We start from the raw sequence: 14,264 nt of genomic DNA, 5'->3' as shown, positions 1-14,264 counted from the left end.
GGTCGCGCGAGCTTAGCGTTTGAGGTCGCGGTAGAACTTTTCGTGGGGGCCGGCGGCTTCCAGGTAAACGAGGCGTACGCTGTCATCGCGGGTGTAACCCAGCAGGTAGCGCAGACCCAGACAGCGGAACGTGTAAACCCACAGCGCAGAGAGATCGCTTTTTTCTTCTCCCCGATGTCGGGATCCTGGGCCACCGCCTCGACCGCCGAGTCCACTTCGTATTGAACCGAGATCCTGATCCGCGACCTCGCCCGAGTTGAACGCCGCATGGGACAGACTCGCCACCCTCGACGCCCACAAGCAGTGGAGCCAGGACCTCGACCCCTTCGTCGTCTCCGGCTCGCCGCGCTGGGAAGTGCTGCGCGTCGCCGGCTGAAGCACGAAAAAAGCCCGCCGGGGCGGAACCTCGGCGGGCTTTGGGGTGGGGGGTCAAGCCGGAGAAATCGGGGTCTGTCCCCTATTTCCGCCGCGCATCAACTTACTCTGCCGCTTCTTCATCAAGTTCGCAATTTCCGTCAGCAATCGTACAAGATGTAGTTCTAGTTCCAGGGCTCCGGGGAGTGGCAGTGAAATCTGCTGCTGCTGCTGCATTCTCGGGAGCCGCTATATCTGAGCATGCCTTGTTACCCGGAGTCGGGATTAAGCTATCGTCATTATTAGAAACCGCTGCAACCAGTGCATTTGCATATGCCTTCGCCTCTCCCAGGCAGGCATTCTCAGCGGATTTTTTCGTGTATGCAGCATATTGTGGCAGCGCCACGGCCGCCAGAATCCCGATGATCGCCACCACGATCATCAGTTCGATCAGGGTGAAGCCCTGTTGCATCTTCTTCATCTGCCTTCTCCTTGAAGGGGTTGTACCCGGTGAAACTGCCGCCGCCGGCCGCGCTGCGGCCCGCGCCTCGGCTTGTACGGAGCAAGGCCCGTGCCATACCCGCCGGAGATGGTTTTCAGCGCGGCTGGCACATCCGCCCGTGCCAGACCCCGCGCGCAGGTGCGCCAGCGCCGCGCTACACTGTGTCCCTTCCCCGTTCCCTCCCGCCTGCCATGGACGCCATCCGCCTCGACACCGCCGCCGCCCTCACCGGCCTGAGCAAGCGCACGCTGTGGCGGCGGCTCGCCGGCGGCGCGCTGCGCGCGGTGGACGGCGCGGCGGGCGAAGCCACCCGGGTGCGGCTCGACGAAGTGCTGGCGCTGTCGCCGCTGCGCCTGGAAGCAGAAGCGCGCGGCATGATCCTCGACGCCGACCGCGGCGCGGCGCCGGCGCAGTGCGAACTGGCGCTGCTGCTGCTGGAACACGGCTGGGTGACGACGGCGCTGGCATGGCTGGAGAAGGCCGCGCGCCAGCTCGACGCCGAGGCGCTGTACTGGCTCGGGCGGTGCAGCCTGGCCGGCACCGGAATCGTTGCCGACGAGGCCGCGGGCATGGAATGGCTGCGCCAGGCGGCGCGCCGCGGCCACGTCATCGCCCCGCAGCTGATGCGCCACCTGCAGGACCCGGCACGGCCGGCGCAGACGTCGGCGGAGCTGGCCGCGGCGCTCGATGCGATCGAGCGCGCGGTGGTGCTGCAGGCGCTGCGCGACACCGCCGCTCCGGCCTGAAGCCGGCGGCGCGGTAGCGCGCGCTCAGTCCAGCACCAGGGCCAGCGCCAGGGGCAGGAAGGCGATCGCGGCGAGGTTGCCGAGCAGCACCATCGAGGCGACCTTGGCCGGCTCCTGGCGGTAACGCTCGGCGAACATGAAGTTCAGCACCGCCGGCGGCAGCGCACCGAACACCAGCAGCATCGCCTGCTCGCGCGCGGGCAGCTCAATGAGCTGCAGCACCGCCCAGGCCAGCGCCATCCCGATCAGCGGGCGGGCGAGCGCGCCGAGCACGCCGATGCCGACTTCGCCGATGCGCGAGTCGGCCAGGCGCACGCCGAGGCCGAGCAGCATCAGCGGAATCGAGATCTCACCCAGCATGCGGATCGCCATCAGGAGCGGCGGCCACACTTCGAAGCCGCTGAGGCTGACCGCCACCCCGAGAAAGGTGGCGAACACCGAAGGCACCCGCCACACCGTGTGCAGGCGCGCACGGTGATCGAGCAGCCAGGCGCCGAAGGAAAAATGCGCCAGGTTGGAGACCATGAAGATCACCACCATCGGCGCCAGCGCGGCGTCGCCGAAGGCGAGCACCGCGAGCGGCAGGCCGAGGTTGCCGCAGTTGTTGAACATGATCGGCGGCACCAGGGTCTTGGGCGCGATCCCGGTGGCGCGCGCGAGCCCCCACGCCACCACCCCCGAGCCCGCCACCACCAGCGCGGTGGCAGCGATCAGCGGCAGGTAGGCGCCCAGCTCGAAGGTCTTGCCGGCGAGCGCAGCGAAAATCAGCGCGGGGACAAAGACGTCCATGTTGAGCTGGTTGGCGTGCGCCAGGTCGGGCTTCATGCGCCGGCCGACGAAGTAGCCGAGCGCGGTGATCGCGAACAGCGGAAACAGGATGGAGACGATTCGCAGCAGCATGGGGTCGCGCTCGGCAGGGGCCGCTCCGGGGCGGAATCGGAACCGGGCCGGCCCCGCAGGCCGACCCGGCAATCGGAAACGCGCGCGGCTTAGAGTACGTAGCGCGCCAGGTCCTCGCGCTGGGCGAGCAGATCGAGGCGGCCGTCGACGTAACCGGCGTCAATCACGACCTTGCCCAGGGCGGCGCTCTTGCCGGCCTCGAACGAGACCTCTTCAAGGAGCTTTTCCATCACCGTGTACAGGCGGCGGGCGCCGATATTCTCGGTCTTCTCGTTGACCTGGAAGGCGATCTCGGCCAGCCGGCGGATGCCGTCGGCGGTGAACTCCAGGGTCACGCCGTCGGTGGCGAGCAAGGCCTGGTACTGGCGGGTGAGGCAGGCGTCGGTGCTGGTGAGGATGCGCTCGAAGTCTTCCACCGCCAGCGAGCCGAGTTCGACCCGGATCGGGAAGCGGCCCTGCAGTTCGGGGATCAGGTCGGAGGGCTTGGCCAGGTGGAAGGCGCCGCTGGCGATGAACAGGATGTGATCGGTCTTGATCATGCCGTACTTGGTCGAGATCGTCGTCCCTTCGACCAGCGGCAGCAGGTCGCGCTGCACGCCCTGGCGGGAGACGTCGGCGCCGTGGGCGTCGCTGCGCGCGGCGATCTTGTCGACTTCGTCGAGGAACACGATGCCGTTCTGCTCGACCGCGCGCAGCGCCTCGAGCTTGACTTCCTCGTCGTTGATCATGCGCGCGGCCTCTTCGTCGGCGAGCAGCTTCAAGGCCTCGCGGATCTTGAGCTTGCGCTGCTTCTTCTTGCCCCCGCCCATGTTCTGGAACATGCCCTGGATCTGCTGGGTGAGCTCCTCCATGCCCGGCGGGGCGAAGATCTCGGCCTGCATCGAGGGCGCAGCGAGCTCGATTTCGATGTCCTTGTCGTCGAGTTCGCCTTCACGCAGCTTCTTGCGGAATTTCTGCCGGGTCGCGGAATCGGGTGCCGGTTCGGCCGCGGCATCGAAGCCGACCGCGCGCGCCGGCGGCAGCAGGGCGTCGAGGACGCGGTCTTCGGCGGCATCCAGCGCGCGGTCGCGCACCGCCTTCATCGCCCGCTCGCGGCCGTCCTTGACCGCGATTTCCATCAGGTCGCGGATGATGGTATCGACGTCGCGCCCGACGTAGCCGACTTCGGTGAACTTGGTCGCCTCGATCTTGATGAACGGGGCGTTGGCGAGGCGCGCGAGGCGGCGCGCGATCTCGGTCTTGCCGACGCCGGTGGGGCCGATCATGAGGATGTTCTTGGGCGTGATCTCGCTTCGCAGCGGCTCGTCCACCTGGGCACGCCGCCAGCGGTTGCGCAGCGCGATGGCGACCGCCTTCTTGGCCTTATCCTGGCCGACGATGTGCTTGTCGAGTTCGGAGACGATCTCCGGCGGGGTCATCTGGGTCATGGGGGTGCCCTCAGTCCAGCACTTCGATGGTGTGGTGGTGGTTGGTGTAGATGCACAGGTCGGCGGCGATGCCGAGTGCCTTGGACACGATCTCCTGGGGATCGAGTTCGGTGTTCTCGACCAGCGCGCGCGCCGCGGCCTGGGCGTAGGCGCCGCCGCTGCCGATGGCGACAATGCCTTGCTCGGGCTCGAGCACGTCGCCGTTGCCGGTGATTACCAGCGAGTGCTCGCGGTCGGCGACCGCGAGCATCGCTTCGAGGCGGCGCAGCATGCGGTCGGTGCGCCAGTCCTTGGCCAGTTCCACTGCACTGCGCAGCAGGTTGCCCTGGTGCTTGTCGAGCTTGGCCTCGAAGCGCTCAAACAGGGTGAAGGCATCGGCCGTGCCCCCGGCAAAGCCGGCCAGGATCTGGCCGTTGTACAGGGTACGCACCTTGCGTGCCGACGCCTTGATGACGATGTTGCCCAGGGTGACCTGGCCGTCCCCGCCAAGGGCGACGCGCTTGCCGCGCCGGACCGACAGGATGGTGGTGCCGCGATATTGTTCCATGACGATTCCTCGCCGGCCGAGTGCCGGCGCCGTGTGACTACGTAAACCTGCAAGTATGCGCGATACGGCACCGGGAGGAACAGGCCGGCGCGCACGGCCCGCCGCCCGGGCTGGCGGCGCACGGGAAACCATATTTCGGTAAAAATGCTTTCACAACAAGCATTAAGCTTTGCGCAAATAGAAATATCAAGATTTGCAACAGGTCATGCACCGGCCGCGCGCGCTCGGCTAGAATGCCGCGATGCACCCGAGAACCCCTCGCGCCGCGGCCGACGCCAGCACCCCGTCCGCCCCCGCGCCGCACTTCGTCCTGCCGGTCCGCGTCTATTACGAGGACACCGATGCCGGCGGCGTCGTGTACTACGCCAACTACCTGAAGTTCTGCGAACGCGCGCGCACCGAATGGCTGCGCGCGCTCGGCGTCGGCCAGCAGGCGCTGCTCGCCGCCGAGGGCATCGCCTTCGTGGTGCGCTCGTTGCATGCCGACTACCTGGCCTCGGCCCAGCTCGATGACGCCCTCGAGGTCGTCAGCCGCATCGCCACCCTGCGCCGTGCCAGCCTGCAGTTCGACCAGCAGGTACACCGCGGCGACGAACTTTTGTTCAGCGCGCGGGTTCTCGTCGCCTGTGTCGATCTGCGCCGCCAGCGCCCGGCGGCGATTCCCCCGTCCCTCCACGCCCTTCTCCAAAGCCCAGCATGACCGTCACCCACGATCTTTCCATCCTCAGCCTGATCAGCCAGGCGAGCGTCCTCGTCCAGCTCGTCATGGCGCTGCTCGCCGGCCTGTCCCTGGTGTCGTGGTACTGGATCTTCCGCAAGTCGTTCCAGATCCGCCAGGCGCGCAGCGACACCGACGGCTTCGAGCGCGACTTCTGGAGCGGCGGCGACCTCAACACCCTGGCCGAATCCGCCGGCCGCCACCAGGCCGAGGGCATGGAACGCATCTTCGAGGCCGGCTACCGCGAATTCACCAAGCTGCGCACCAAGGGCCACGACCACGGCGCCACCCTCGACGGCGCGCGCCGCGCGATGCGCGCCACCTACCAGCGCGAGATCGACGATCTCGAGGCCCACCTCGCCTTTCTCGCCTCGGTCGGCTCGGTGTCGCCCTACATCGGCCTGCTCGGCACCGTGTGGGGGATCATGAACTCCTTCCGCGGTCTCTCCAGCGTCGGCTCCGCCACCCTCGCCCAGGTCGCCCCCGGCATCGCCGAGGCCCTGGTCGCCACCGCGATCGGCCTGTTCGCGGCGATTCCGGCGGTGGTGGCGTACAACCGCTTCGCCCACGACATCGACCGCCTCGGCATCCGCTTCGAGAGCTTCATGGAAGAGTTCTCCAACATCCTGCAGCGCAACCTGCGCTGAGCGGACGGGAGAGCACAGCCCCATGCGACAGCGCCGCCTGATGAACCAGATCAACGTCGTGCCCTACATCGACGTGATGCTGGTGCTGCTGGTGATCTTCATGGTCACCGCACCGATGGTCCAGACCGGCAACATCGACGTGCCTTCGGCCGGGCAGGTCTCGGCCACCCCGGCCGAAGCGATCGTCATCGAAGTGAAGGCCGACGGGACGCTGGCCCTGCGCCCCAGCACCAGCGCCAGCGCACGCCCGGTGAGCAACCTCGAATTCCAGCGCGCGCTCGGCGAGGCGCTGCAAAAGAATCCGGAGCAGAGCTTCCTCGTCGCCGCCGACAGCAAGCTCGACTACCAGAAGGTGATCGACGTGCTCGAAGCCGCGCGCCTCGCCGGCGTGCACAAGATCAGCCTGCAGACGAAGTCCGGCGGCGGCGGTCGATGAGCGTCCGTGACGTACTCCCCCGCCCTGCGACCGGGCGCGAAAAGCCCGGCAAATGGGCCTCGCTCGGCCTGACCCTGGCGGTCCACCTCGGCCTCGCGCTGTTCCTGTTCTTCGGCGTGCGCTGGCAAAGCGCGCCGCCCGCGACGCTGGAAGTCTCGCTGTCGGGCGCACCGGCGCCCACTGCCGCGCCGGCCGCAGCGCCCGAACCGAAACCAGCCCCCCAGCCGGAACCGAAACCCGAACCGAAGCCAGAGCCGAAACCGGAACCCAAGCCGGAGCCGAAGCCCGAACCCAAGCCGGAGCCGCCCAGGCCTGCGTCGGCCCCCAAGCCCGAGATCGTGACCAAGGCGCCGGAGAAAAAGCCCGAGCCCCCCAAACCCGCGCCGAAGCCTGAACCGAAACCGAAGCCCGAACCCAAGCCGAAGCCCGAGCCCAAGCCGGCGCCGAAACCCAAGCCCGAACCCAAGCCGCAGCCGAAGCCCGAACCGAAGCCGGCGCCGCAGCCGGTCCAGGACGACTACATGGCGCAGCGCCTGGCCCAGGAGACCCGCCGCGCCGAGGAAGCCCGCCTCGACAACCTACTGCGCCAGGAAGGCGCGCGCGCCGCCGCAGCGGGAAGCGCAGGCGACGTGGACCGCTACCGCGCAGCGATCGCCGGCAAGGTGCGCGGCAATTTGCTGCGCCCGCCCGGCCTCGCCGGCAACCCCGAAGCGGTGTTCGAGGTCGACCAGCTGCCCAGCGGCGAAGTGCTCAACGTGCGCCTGAAGCGTTCGTCGGGGGTGCCGGCGCTGGACGATGCGATCGAGCGCGCAATCCGGCGCTCGAGCCCCTTGCCGCTGCCCGAAAACCGCAGCCTGTTCCAGCGCACGCTGGAGCTGAAATTCCGCCCGCTGGCGGACGATTGAGCCCGCCATGTCTATAATCCGCGGCTGGAGCCGAACTGTCATGATCAATCCCCTTTCCGCCTTCCGCCTGCTCATCACCGCCTTGCTCGCCGGCCTCGCCTTCGCCGCCCACGCCCAGCTCTCGATCGAGATCACCGGCGCCGGCGCCGCGCGCTTCCCGGTGGCGATCCCGATCTTCGAAAACGAAGGTCGCCTGCCGCAGAGCGTGACCGACGTGGTGCGCGCCGACCTCGAGCGCAGCGGCCTGTTCAGCCTCGTCGATCTCGGCCCGCTGCCGCTGCCCGAGGCGGTGCGCCCCGATCTCGCCGGGCTGCGCGAGCGCGGCGCCGACGCGGTGCTGACCGGCACCCTCGCGCCGCTCACCGATGGCCGCTACGAAGCGCGCTTCCGCCTCTTCGACACCCAGAAGCAACTCGAGCTGGGGGCGATGGCGCTGCCGATGAGCCCGGCGCAGAACCGCCTCATCGGCCACCGCATCGCCGACTTCGTCTACGAGAAGCTCACCGGCCTGCCCGGCTACTTCGCCACCCGCATCGCCTACGTGGTCAAGACCGGGCCGAACTTCGAACTCCAGGTCGCCGACGCCGACGGCATGAATTCCGCCACCGCGCTGCGCTCGCGCGAGCCGATCATCTCGCCGGCCTGGTCGCCCGACGGCCAGCGCCTGGCCTACGTCTCCTTCGAGCAGAAGAAACCGATCATCTACGTCCATGCGCTGGCCACCGGCCAGCGCCGCGTAGTGGCCAACTTCAAGGGCTCGAACTCCGCCCCGGCGTGGTCGCCCGACGGCAGCCAGCTCGCCGTGGTGCTGACCAAGGACGGCCAGTCACAGCTCTACGCGCTCGGCGCCGACGGCTCCGGTGTGCGCCGCCTGGCCCAGTCCTCGGGCATCGACACCGAGCCGTTCTGGGGTGCCGACGGCCACATCTACTTCACTTCCGATCGCGGCGGCAGTCCGCAGATCTACCGCATTCCCGCCAGCGGCGGCAACGCCGAACGGGTGAGCTTCGACGGCAACTACAATGTTTCGCCGCGTCTGTCGGGCGACGGCAAGCTGCTTGCCTTCATCACCCGCAACGCCGGCCGCTTCCAGGTGGCCGCGCTCGACCTCGCCAGCCGGCAGACCACGATCCTCACCGATTCGGCACGCGACGAATCGCCCAGCTTCGCCCCCAACGGCCGCATGATCCTCTACGCCACCGACAGCGGTGGCCGAGGTGTGCTGTCGGCGGTGTCGACCGACGGGCGCATCCGCCAGCGACTGACGGTGCAGGCCGCCGACGTCCGCGAACCCGCCTGGGGTCCGCAGATCCGGTAACGACAACGCGGCGCAAACGCCGCACCCCTCTGCTGTCTTCACAACACAAGTACTGGAGCACTCTCATGAAGAAACTCGCCCTCCCCGCCCTGCTCGCCCTGGCTCTCGCCGCCTGCTCGAGCACCGGTCCCGAAACCACCGGAGCGTCGGTCGAGGACCGCGGTGCCGGCGTCGCCACCGTGACCGCCCCGGGCGCTGCGGGCAGCGGCATCGCCGCGCTGACCGATCCCAACAACATCCTGTCCAAGCGCAACGTGTTCTTCGACTTCGACAGCTTCGTCATCAAGCCCGAAGCCCGTCCGCTGATCGAAGCCCACGCCCGCTTCCTGGTGCAGAACCCGCAGATGAAGATGCTCGTCCAGGGCAACACCGACGAGCGCGGCAGCCGCGAGTACAACCTCGCCCTGGGCCAGAAGCGCGCCGACGTCGTCAAGCAGGCGCTGATGCTGCTGGGCGCGCGCGAAGCGCAGATCGAGTCGGTCAGCCTGGGTGAAGAGAAGCCGCGTTGCGACGACCGCACCGAGGCCTGCTATGCCCAGAACCGCCGCGGCGAAATGCTCTACTCCGGCGAGTTCTAAAATGAAGCGCCTTCTGCCGCTGGCGGCATTTCTCACCGTCGCTTCCGTCGGCCCGGCGCACGCCCAGCTGTTCGGGGGCGACACGGAAGCCCGCAACCAGATCCACCAGCTGCGCCAGGACGTCCAGGGCCAGCTCGAAACCACCGGCCGCGGCCAGCTCGAACTCGCAATGCAGAACGAGCAGCTGCGCGCCGAGGTGGCGCGCCTGCGCGGCCAGATCGAGTTGCTGACGAACGAGGTGGAAACGCTCAAGCAGCGGCAGAAGGACTTCTACGTCGATCTGGACGCGCGCCTGCGCCAGCTCGAAACCGGCGCCCCCCGCACGGGGGCGGGCGGCGACCCGGCGGCGGAATCCGCCGACTACGAGGCCGCCCTCAATCTGCTCAAGGAAGGCAAGCACCAGGACGCGCTCACCGCCTTCGACACCTTCCTCACCCGCTACCCGAACGGCAGCTTCAGCGCCGGGGCCCACTTCTGGGCCGGCAACGCCGCCCTCCAGGGACGCGACACTGCCAGCGCCAACAAACATTTCAATGCCGTGCTGCAGAACTGGCCGCAGGACAACGTCGCCCCCGACGCCATGCTCGGGCTGGCCAACAGCCAGCAGGCCATGGGCGATGCCGCCGCCGCGCGCCGCACGCTGCAGGGCCTGGTCGAGCGCTACCCGCAGAGCAACGCCGCCCAGGTCGCGCGCCAGCGCCTGAGCGCCCGCTGACCGCATGCCGTCGATCGAGACCGGGACGGGCGCCGCCGTCCGCCTGCGCATCACCGAAATCTTCGCCTCGGTCCAGGGCGAATCGACCCGGGTCGGGCTGCCCACCGTCTTCGTCCGCCTCACCGGCTGCCCGCTGCGCTGCACCTGGTGCGATACCGCCTACGCCTTCAGCGGCGGCAGCCCCCGCAGCGTCGACGACATCCTCGCCGAAGTCGCCCGCCATGGCCTGCGCCACGTCTGCGTGACCGGCGGCGAGCCGCTCGCGCAGAAGGGCTGCCCGGCGCTGCTCACCGCGCTGTGCGACGCCGGCCATTCGGTGTCGCTGGAGACCAGCGGCGCGCTCGACATCGGCGGCGTCGATGCGCGCGTGTCGCGCATCATGGACCTCAAGGCACCGGGCTCGGGCGAAGCCGCGAAGAACCGCTACGCCAACCTCGCCCTGCTCAACGCGCACGACGAACTCAAGATCGTGCTCGCCGATGCCGCCGACTACGAATGGGCGAAGCGGCAGATCGCCGAGCACACCCTCGCCGAACGCTGCCCGGTGCTGCTGTCGCCGGTGGCGGGCAGCCTGGCGCCCGCCGAACTGGCCGGCTGGATCGTGCGCGACCGCCTGCCGGTGCGCTTCCAGCTGCAGTTGCACAAGATCCTGTGGGACGACGCGCGCGGGCGCTGAAGCCGCGCCCCGCACCGCCGGGCCCGCGGGGCCGGCTTCGCCGCTCGTTTCCGATTTCCTGGAGCCTCGCCTCATGAACACGCCTCCCCGCGCCGTCGTCCTCCTCTCCGGCGGCCTCGATTCCGCCACCTGCCTTGCGATCGCCCGCGACCAGGGATTCGAGACCTACGCCCTGTCGGTCGCCTACGGCCAGCGCCACGCCGCCGAACTCACCGCCTCGAAGCGGGTCGCCGACGCCCTCGGTGCCCGCGAGCACCGCCTGGCGCGGGTCAACCTCGGCCAGTTCGGCGGCTCGGCGCTCACCGACCCCGCCATCGCCGTGCCCGAGGACGAAGACACCGGCGCGGGCGAGTCGGCCATTCCGGTCACCTACGTTCCGGCACGCAACACGGTGATGCTGTCGATCGCGCTGGCCTGGGCGGAAGTGCTTGGCGCCAGCGACATCTTCGTCGGCGTCAACGCAGTGGACTATTCCGGCTACCCCGACTGCCGCCCCGAGTTCATCGCGGCCTTCGAGACCATGGCCAACCTCGCCACCCGGGCGGCCGTCGAAGGCGCCCGCCTGCGCATCCATGCGCCGCTGATCGCGCTGTCGAAAGCCGACATCATCCGCCGCGGCACCGCGCTCGGCGTGGATTACGGCCTCACCGTGACCTGCTACCAGGCTGACGACGCCGGCCGCGCCTGCGGCCGCTGCGAAGCCTGCCGCCTGCGCGCCGCCGGCTTCGCCGCCGCCGCCATCGACGACCCGACACCCTACCAGCCACACGCCGCCTGAAGCGCACACGCACTACCGACGGCATTCCGTTGACGGCTTTCCGTTGTGTTGACGCGTCGTCACCCATCCACTAGAATTCGCGCTCGTTTTTCGGGTCGTTAGCTCAGTTGGTAGAGCAGCGGACTTTTAATCCGTTGGTCGCTGGTTCGAGCCCAGCACGGCCTACCAAGAAAATCAGGCACTTAGGGCAACCCTCCGGGGTTGCCTTTTTGCTTTCCGGCTTCGTGTAGCCACCATGTAGCCAAATCCGGGCAATGTAGCCACTCGCGCGGAAGGGTTCGCTTGGCGCGTGCCAGAAAGGACGAACCCGCACGCGGGCGGGTCTGGTCTGGTTGCGTGCTGCTGGTCAGCGCGGCGGGCCGGCTACGGCATTCAGGATTGCACCCCATGCCAGCGGGTCGATACCGGACGCATCGGCGCGCTCTACCCAGGCCCAGCCGCGCCGGTCGGGCCAACCCCTGCCCTTGCGCAGCAGGATGGGGACATTGCGGACGGCACGGTGCGCTGCGCTACGCGACAGGCCGGGCACGCGCGCTGAAATCTCGCGGAATGACAGGCCCATTCGGCGAAGGTGAATTGCTTGCTCCACAAGGGGCGGCGGGGTCTTACGCATGGTGACGGGGAACGGTGGCGGGAATTTCAGTTTTTGAGGAGTTCAGTAGTTTTCTGGCACGCTACTTGCTTGAGTTTCGAGACTCTCCGCCCCCTTGTGCAGTCGGAAGCCAAAGGGTCCCCGGCGGCCTCTGGGTCCTTCCAGGCCCCTCCAGTCGCGGGTAGTTCGAACCCCGGCGTTCCGCCAGCGCCAGAAAGTTGTCAGGGGTTAATTGGGTTAGGTTTCTGCGGCGGCCTTCACTGCCTGCCCAGGTCGCGGGGCGCAGCCGGCGCATGCATTAACAGAACCCCCTTTGGAATAATTCTCAACTAGCCCAAGAACACGGTTCGAACTACCCGCGGCAGGAAGTGCCGGGAAGGACCCACGCCACCGGCCGGCGGGGTGATGCAGGCCGGCGGCAGGTCCTCGCAGGTCAGCTCTTCCCGCTCCAGCGGCGGCGGGCGAGCTCGGCCAACAGCACGGCTTCGGCCTGGTCGTGCGTCGGTCCCTTGGGTCGCGGCCAGCCGGCCAGCCCCGGTATCAGGTCGCATGCCTTCCTGATGCTCTCGCCCTTGTCGCTGCTCAGGCCATAGGCACGCTTCCAGGTCTGCGGGGTTGCATAGTCGGTCGGCACGGCCAGCGCGGACAGCACGCCCTCCACCACGCCGAAGGTGAAGATGGACGGCGCGCCCTGTCCGGGCCGGCTCGCCACCTGCTCCAGCATGCACAGCGCGATTGCCGCGCCTTCGGTCGCCTCGGTGATGCCGTCGAGGAAGGCGCGCACGCCACGGCCGGACACGCGCCGGCTCTTGCCATGGGGCTCGGTCGGCATGCTCACCACGTCGACCAGCCGGCCGGCGTCGGTCAGCACGGCCAGCGCGCCAGACAGGCCGGGGTCGATTCCTAGGAAGAGGCGGGCGGCGGTCATTGGCTGCCCTCCTTGCTGGCGCTGGATGCGGCCTGAAGTTGCAGCATGGCGGCGGGCAGGGCGCAGCCCTCGCGGATGATGGCGAAGTTCCAGCCGATGCCGGTCTGCCCGGTCAGGACGATTTGCAGTGTGTTCATGTCGGGGTCCTGTCTTGTTCGAAGCACCAGAGGGCGGCAGCCAGGGCGGCGGCCGGTGTGGTGAAGGTGTCGGGATTGGTGATGCCGGCCACAGTGAAGCGGTAGCCCTTGCGGGGGCCTCCGACAATTTCAATGGCGGCGACCAGTTCGGGGCATCGCTCCAGGTTGCGGGCGATTTCGCGGGTCAGGGGGGCGTTCACGCTGCGGCTCCCATCATCGGCGCGAGGCGGTGCCAGATGGCGCGCACGGCTTGCACGTCTCCGGCGCAGTAGGTCGCCACCCGCTCCAGGTCGCCAGCCTTCCACCACTGCCACGCCTGCGCCCCGGTGCCTTCGGCCTTCGGGTCGGGTAGTGCCAGGGCGCGGCACAGCGCCTGCAAGCTGATGCGCTCGCGGTAGCCTGCCCACGCCATCATGCTGCAGCCGTAGTCCTTGCCGGGGCGGGCGCTCGGGCCGGGCAGCGCAAAGGGCGGGCGCAGGCCGTGCACGATGCAGCGCCGCCACAGGAAGCCCAGGTCGAAGGCGGCATTGTGGGCGATGAAGAACGGGGCATCCGGCCAGAGGGTGCGGCCCTGTGCATCCGCTACCGCGCCGCCGGCCGTCCAGTCCTCCACCGTCTCGAAGAACTGGCGCAGCAGTTCGGTTTCGCCCTCGCCGTCCTTGCGCAGCAGCACAACAGGCGGCCGGTCGTTGTCGAGCGCCAGCCCGATGGCGATAACCTGCCCTGCGCCACCGTCCAGGGCCGTGCGGCCGATGGCCTCCAGCGCGGCGGCCTCGCCTTCGGCGGCGTGCCAAGCGGCGATGCTTTCGGGCTTCTTGTAGCTGGCCGGCGGGCGGATGCCGGCACGGATGGCGGCGAGGGTGTCCGCGTCCTCGGTCGGCGCGGTCTCGATGTCGAGGAAGATTTGCATGGTGATGTTCTCCTGGTGCGCCAGCCGGCGCGGAGCCGGCGGCACGTTGTCGGGTGGGGTCAGAAGGGGATGTCGTCGTCAAAGTCCGCGAAGCCAGCGCCAGCGGGGGCGTAGGCGGTCGCAGCGGCCGGCGCGGGGGTGGCGGGTGCCGGAGCGGCCGGGGCGGCCGGGGCGGGCCGGCTCGCGGCGGGCGCGGACAGGCTCACGGACTTGGGCGCGCTGGCGGACTGGTACTCGGGCGATGCGCTGATGGTCTCCTGCATGCGCGAGGACAGCCCGGCGAAGACGTTCCAGTCGGGCGCGGCGAGGTCGAACAGCACCGGGGCATCCTGCAGCTCGGGCGCGGTCATGCCCTTGGGGACGGGTGACACGCTCAGGATGTTGGCGTACTGCTTGCCGGCGCGCTCGATGTGCACCAGATTCAGCAGGCAGGGGGCGTTCAGCAGCTTG

19 protein-coding genes, 1 tRNA gene and 1 pseudogene are annotated in these 14,264 nt (G+C 68.8%); 11 read left to right on the top strand and 10 right to left on the bottom strand.

Annotation, left to right across the window (positions count from 1 at the left end; all coding sequences use genetic code 11):
- Positions 1-12: 12 nt before the first annotated feature.
- Both MXC99_RS07340 and MXC99_RS17055 read right to left on the bottom strand, forming a co-directional pair.
- Complete coding sequence (locus MXC99_RS07340) at positions 13-285, bottom strand: type II toxin-antitoxin system RelE/ParE family toxin (RefSeq protein ID WP_247724828.1); 273 nt, start codon at positions 283-285, stop codon at positions 13-15.
- Between the two features lie 193 nt (positions 286-478).
- Entirely contained in the window at positions 479-835 is a 357-nt protein-coding gene (locus MXC99_RS17055; RefSeq protein ID WP_432654237.1) for a pilin, read from the bottom strand.
- 212 nt (positions 836-1,047) lie between these two features.
- On the opposite strand from MXC99_RS17055, the gene MXC99_RS07330 reads away from it, so the two are divergent.
- Positions 1,048-1,602 (top strand): hypothetical protein, encoded by a 555-nt coding sequence (locus tag MXC99_RS07330; RefSeq protein WP_247724827.1) that lies wholly within the window; start codon positions 1,048-1,050, stop codon positions 1,600-1,602.
- Between the two features lie 24 nt (positions 1,603-1,626).
- Here the strand turns inward: MXC99_RS07330 and MXC99_RS07325 are convergent, their stop codons facing one another.
- From MXC99_RS07325 to hslV, 3 genes are all read right to left on the bottom strand, one after another.
- Positions 1,627-2,502 carry an AEC family transporter gene (locus tag MXC99_RS07325; RefSeq protein WP_247724826.1) on the bottom strand — a complete coding sequence of 292 codons (876 nt, stop codon included), beginning with the start codon at positions 2,500-2,502 and terminating at the stop codon, positions 1,627-1,629.
- A gap of 89 nt (positions 2,503-2,591) precedes the next feature.
- Positions 2,592-3,929: an ATP-dependent protease ATPase subunit HslU gene (gene hslU / locus MXC99_RS07320; protein WP_247724825.1), complete on the bottom strand. Its 1,338-nt coding sequence runs from the start codon at positions 3,927-3,929 to the stop codon at positions 2,592-2,594.
- Positions 3,930-3,939: 10 nt separating this feature from the next.
- The gene (gene hslV / locus MXC99_RS07315) at positions 3,940-4,476 is read right to left on the bottom strand and encodes an ATP-dependent protease subunit HslV (protein ID WP_247724824.1); all 537 of its coding nucleotides are present in this window, start codon (positions 4,474-4,476) and stop codon (positions 3,940-3,942) included.
- 241 nt (positions 4,477-4,717) lie between these two features.
- Here hslV and ybgC point away from each other — a divergent pair, with 241 nt between their 5' ends.
- From ybgC to MXC99_RS07265, 10 genes are all read left to right on the top strand, one after another.
- Positions 4,718-5,176 carry a tol-pal system-associated acyl-CoA thioesterase gene (ybgC, locus tag MXC99_RS07310; RefSeq protein ID WP_247724823.1) on the top strand — a complete coding sequence of 153 codons (459 nt, stop codon included), beginning with the start codon at positions 4,718-4,720 and terminating at the stop codon, positions 5,174-5,176.
- Positions 5,173-5,841: a protein TolQ gene (gene tolQ, locus MXC99_RS07305; protein WP_075147948.1), complete on the top strand. Its 669-nt coding sequence runs from the start codon at positions 5,173-5,175 to the stop codon at positions 5,839-5,841. Before ybgC ends, tolQ begins: the two co-directional genes overlap by 4 nt.
- 22 nt (positions 5,842-5,863) lie before the next feature.
- Positions 5,864-6,277 carry an ExbD/TolR family protein gene (locus tag MXC99_RS07300; RefSeq protein ID WP_247724822.1) on the top strand — a complete coding sequence of 138 codons (414 nt, stop codon included), beginning with the start codon at positions 5,864-5,866 and terminating at the stop codon, positions 6,275-6,277.
- The gene (locus MXC99_RS07295) at positions 6,274-7,182 is read left to right on the top strand and encodes an energy transducer TonB (RefSeq protein WP_247724821.1); all 909 of its coding nucleotides are present in this window, start codon (positions 6,274-6,276) and stop codon (positions 7,180-7,182) included. The genes MXC99_RS07300 and MXC99_RS07295 overlap by 4 nt, the downstream gene beginning before the upstream one ends.
- A gap of 40 nt (positions 7,183-7,222) precedes the next feature.
- Entirely contained in the window at positions 7,223-8,500 is a 1,278-nt protein-coding gene (tolB, locus tag MXC99_RS07290; RefSeq protein WP_247724820.1) for a Tol-Pal system beta propeller repeat protein TolB, read from the top strand.
- A 65-nt stretch (positions 8,501-8,565) separates the two neighbouring features.
- Positions 8,566-9,078: a peptidoglycan-associated lipoprotein Pal gene (gene pal / locus MXC99_RS07285; protein WP_107221820.1), complete on the top strand. Its 513-nt coding sequence runs from the start codon at positions 8,566-8,568 to the stop codon at positions 9,076-9,078.
- 1 nt (position 9,079) lies between these two features.
- The gene (gene ybgF, locus MXC99_RS07280; protein WP_247724819.1) at positions 9,080-9,793 is read left to right on the top strand and encodes a tol-pal system protein YbgF; all 714 of its coding nucleotides are present in this window, start codon (positions 9,080-9,082) and stop codon (positions 9,791-9,793) included.
- Between the two features lie 4 nt (positions 9,794-9,797).
- Positions 9,798-10,469 (top strand): 7-carboxy-7-deazaguanine synthase QueE, encoded by a 672-nt coding sequence (gene queE / locus MXC99_RS07275; protein ID WP_247724818.1) that lies wholly within the window; start codon positions 9,798-9,800, stop codon positions 10,467-10,469.
- A 73-nt stretch (positions 10,470-10,542) separates the two neighbouring features.
- Entirely contained in the window at positions 10,543-11,247 is a 705-nt protein-coding gene (gene queC / locus MXC99_RS07270; RefSeq protein ID WP_247724817.1) for a 7-cyano-7-deazaguanine synthase QueC, read from the top strand.
- Between the two features lie 92 nt (positions 11,248-11,339).
- Positions 11,340-11,415, top strand: a tRNA-Lys gene (locus tag MXC99_RS07265).
- An 857-nt stretch (positions 11,416-12,272) separates the two neighbouring features.
- Here the strand turns inward: MXC99_RS07265 and MXC99_RS07260 are convergent.
- The 5 genes and pseudogenes from MXC99_RS07260 to MXC99_RS07240 form a co-directional block, all read right to left on the bottom strand.
- Complete coding sequence (locus MXC99_RS07260; RefSeq protein WP_247724816.1) at positions 12,273-12,767, bottom strand: hypothetical protein; 495 nt, start codon at positions 12,765-12,767, stop codon at positions 12,273-12,275.
- Positions 12,764-12,904 (bottom strand): hypothetical protein, encoded by a 141-nt coding sequence (locus tag MXC99_RS07255; protein ID WP_247724815.1) that lies wholly within the window; start codon positions 12,902-12,904, stop codon positions 12,764-12,766. The genes MXC99_RS07260 and MXC99_RS07255 overlap by 4 nt, the downstream gene beginning before the upstream one ends.
- Complete coding sequence (locus MXC99_RS07250) at positions 12,901-13,104, bottom strand: hypothetical protein (protein ID WP_247724814.1); 204 nt, start codon at positions 13,102-13,104, stop codon at positions 12,901-12,903. Before MXC99_RS07250 ends, MXC99_RS07255 begins: the two co-directional genes overlap by 4 nt.
- On the bottom strand, positions 13,101-13,814 hold the full coding sequence (locus MXC99_RS07245; RefSeq protein ID WP_247724813.1) for a hypothetical protein: 714 nt from the start codon (positions 13,812-13,814) through the stop codon (positions 13,101-13,103). Before MXC99_RS07245 ends, MXC99_RS07250 begins: the two co-directional genes overlap by 4 nt.
- Before the next feature lie 59 nt (positions 13,815-13,873).
- Positions 13,874-14,264, bottom strand: a pseudogene (locus MXC99_RS07240) (hypothetical protein); the annotation flags it as partial.

The sequence above is a fragment of the Thauera aromatica genome (assembly GCF_023093595.1).
GTDB classification, from domain to species: Bacteria; Pseudomonadota; Gammaproteobacteria; order Burkholderiales; family Rhodocyclaceae; genus Thauera; species Thauera aromatica_A.
This window is presented reverse-complemented; position numbering and strand designations above follow the sequence as displayed.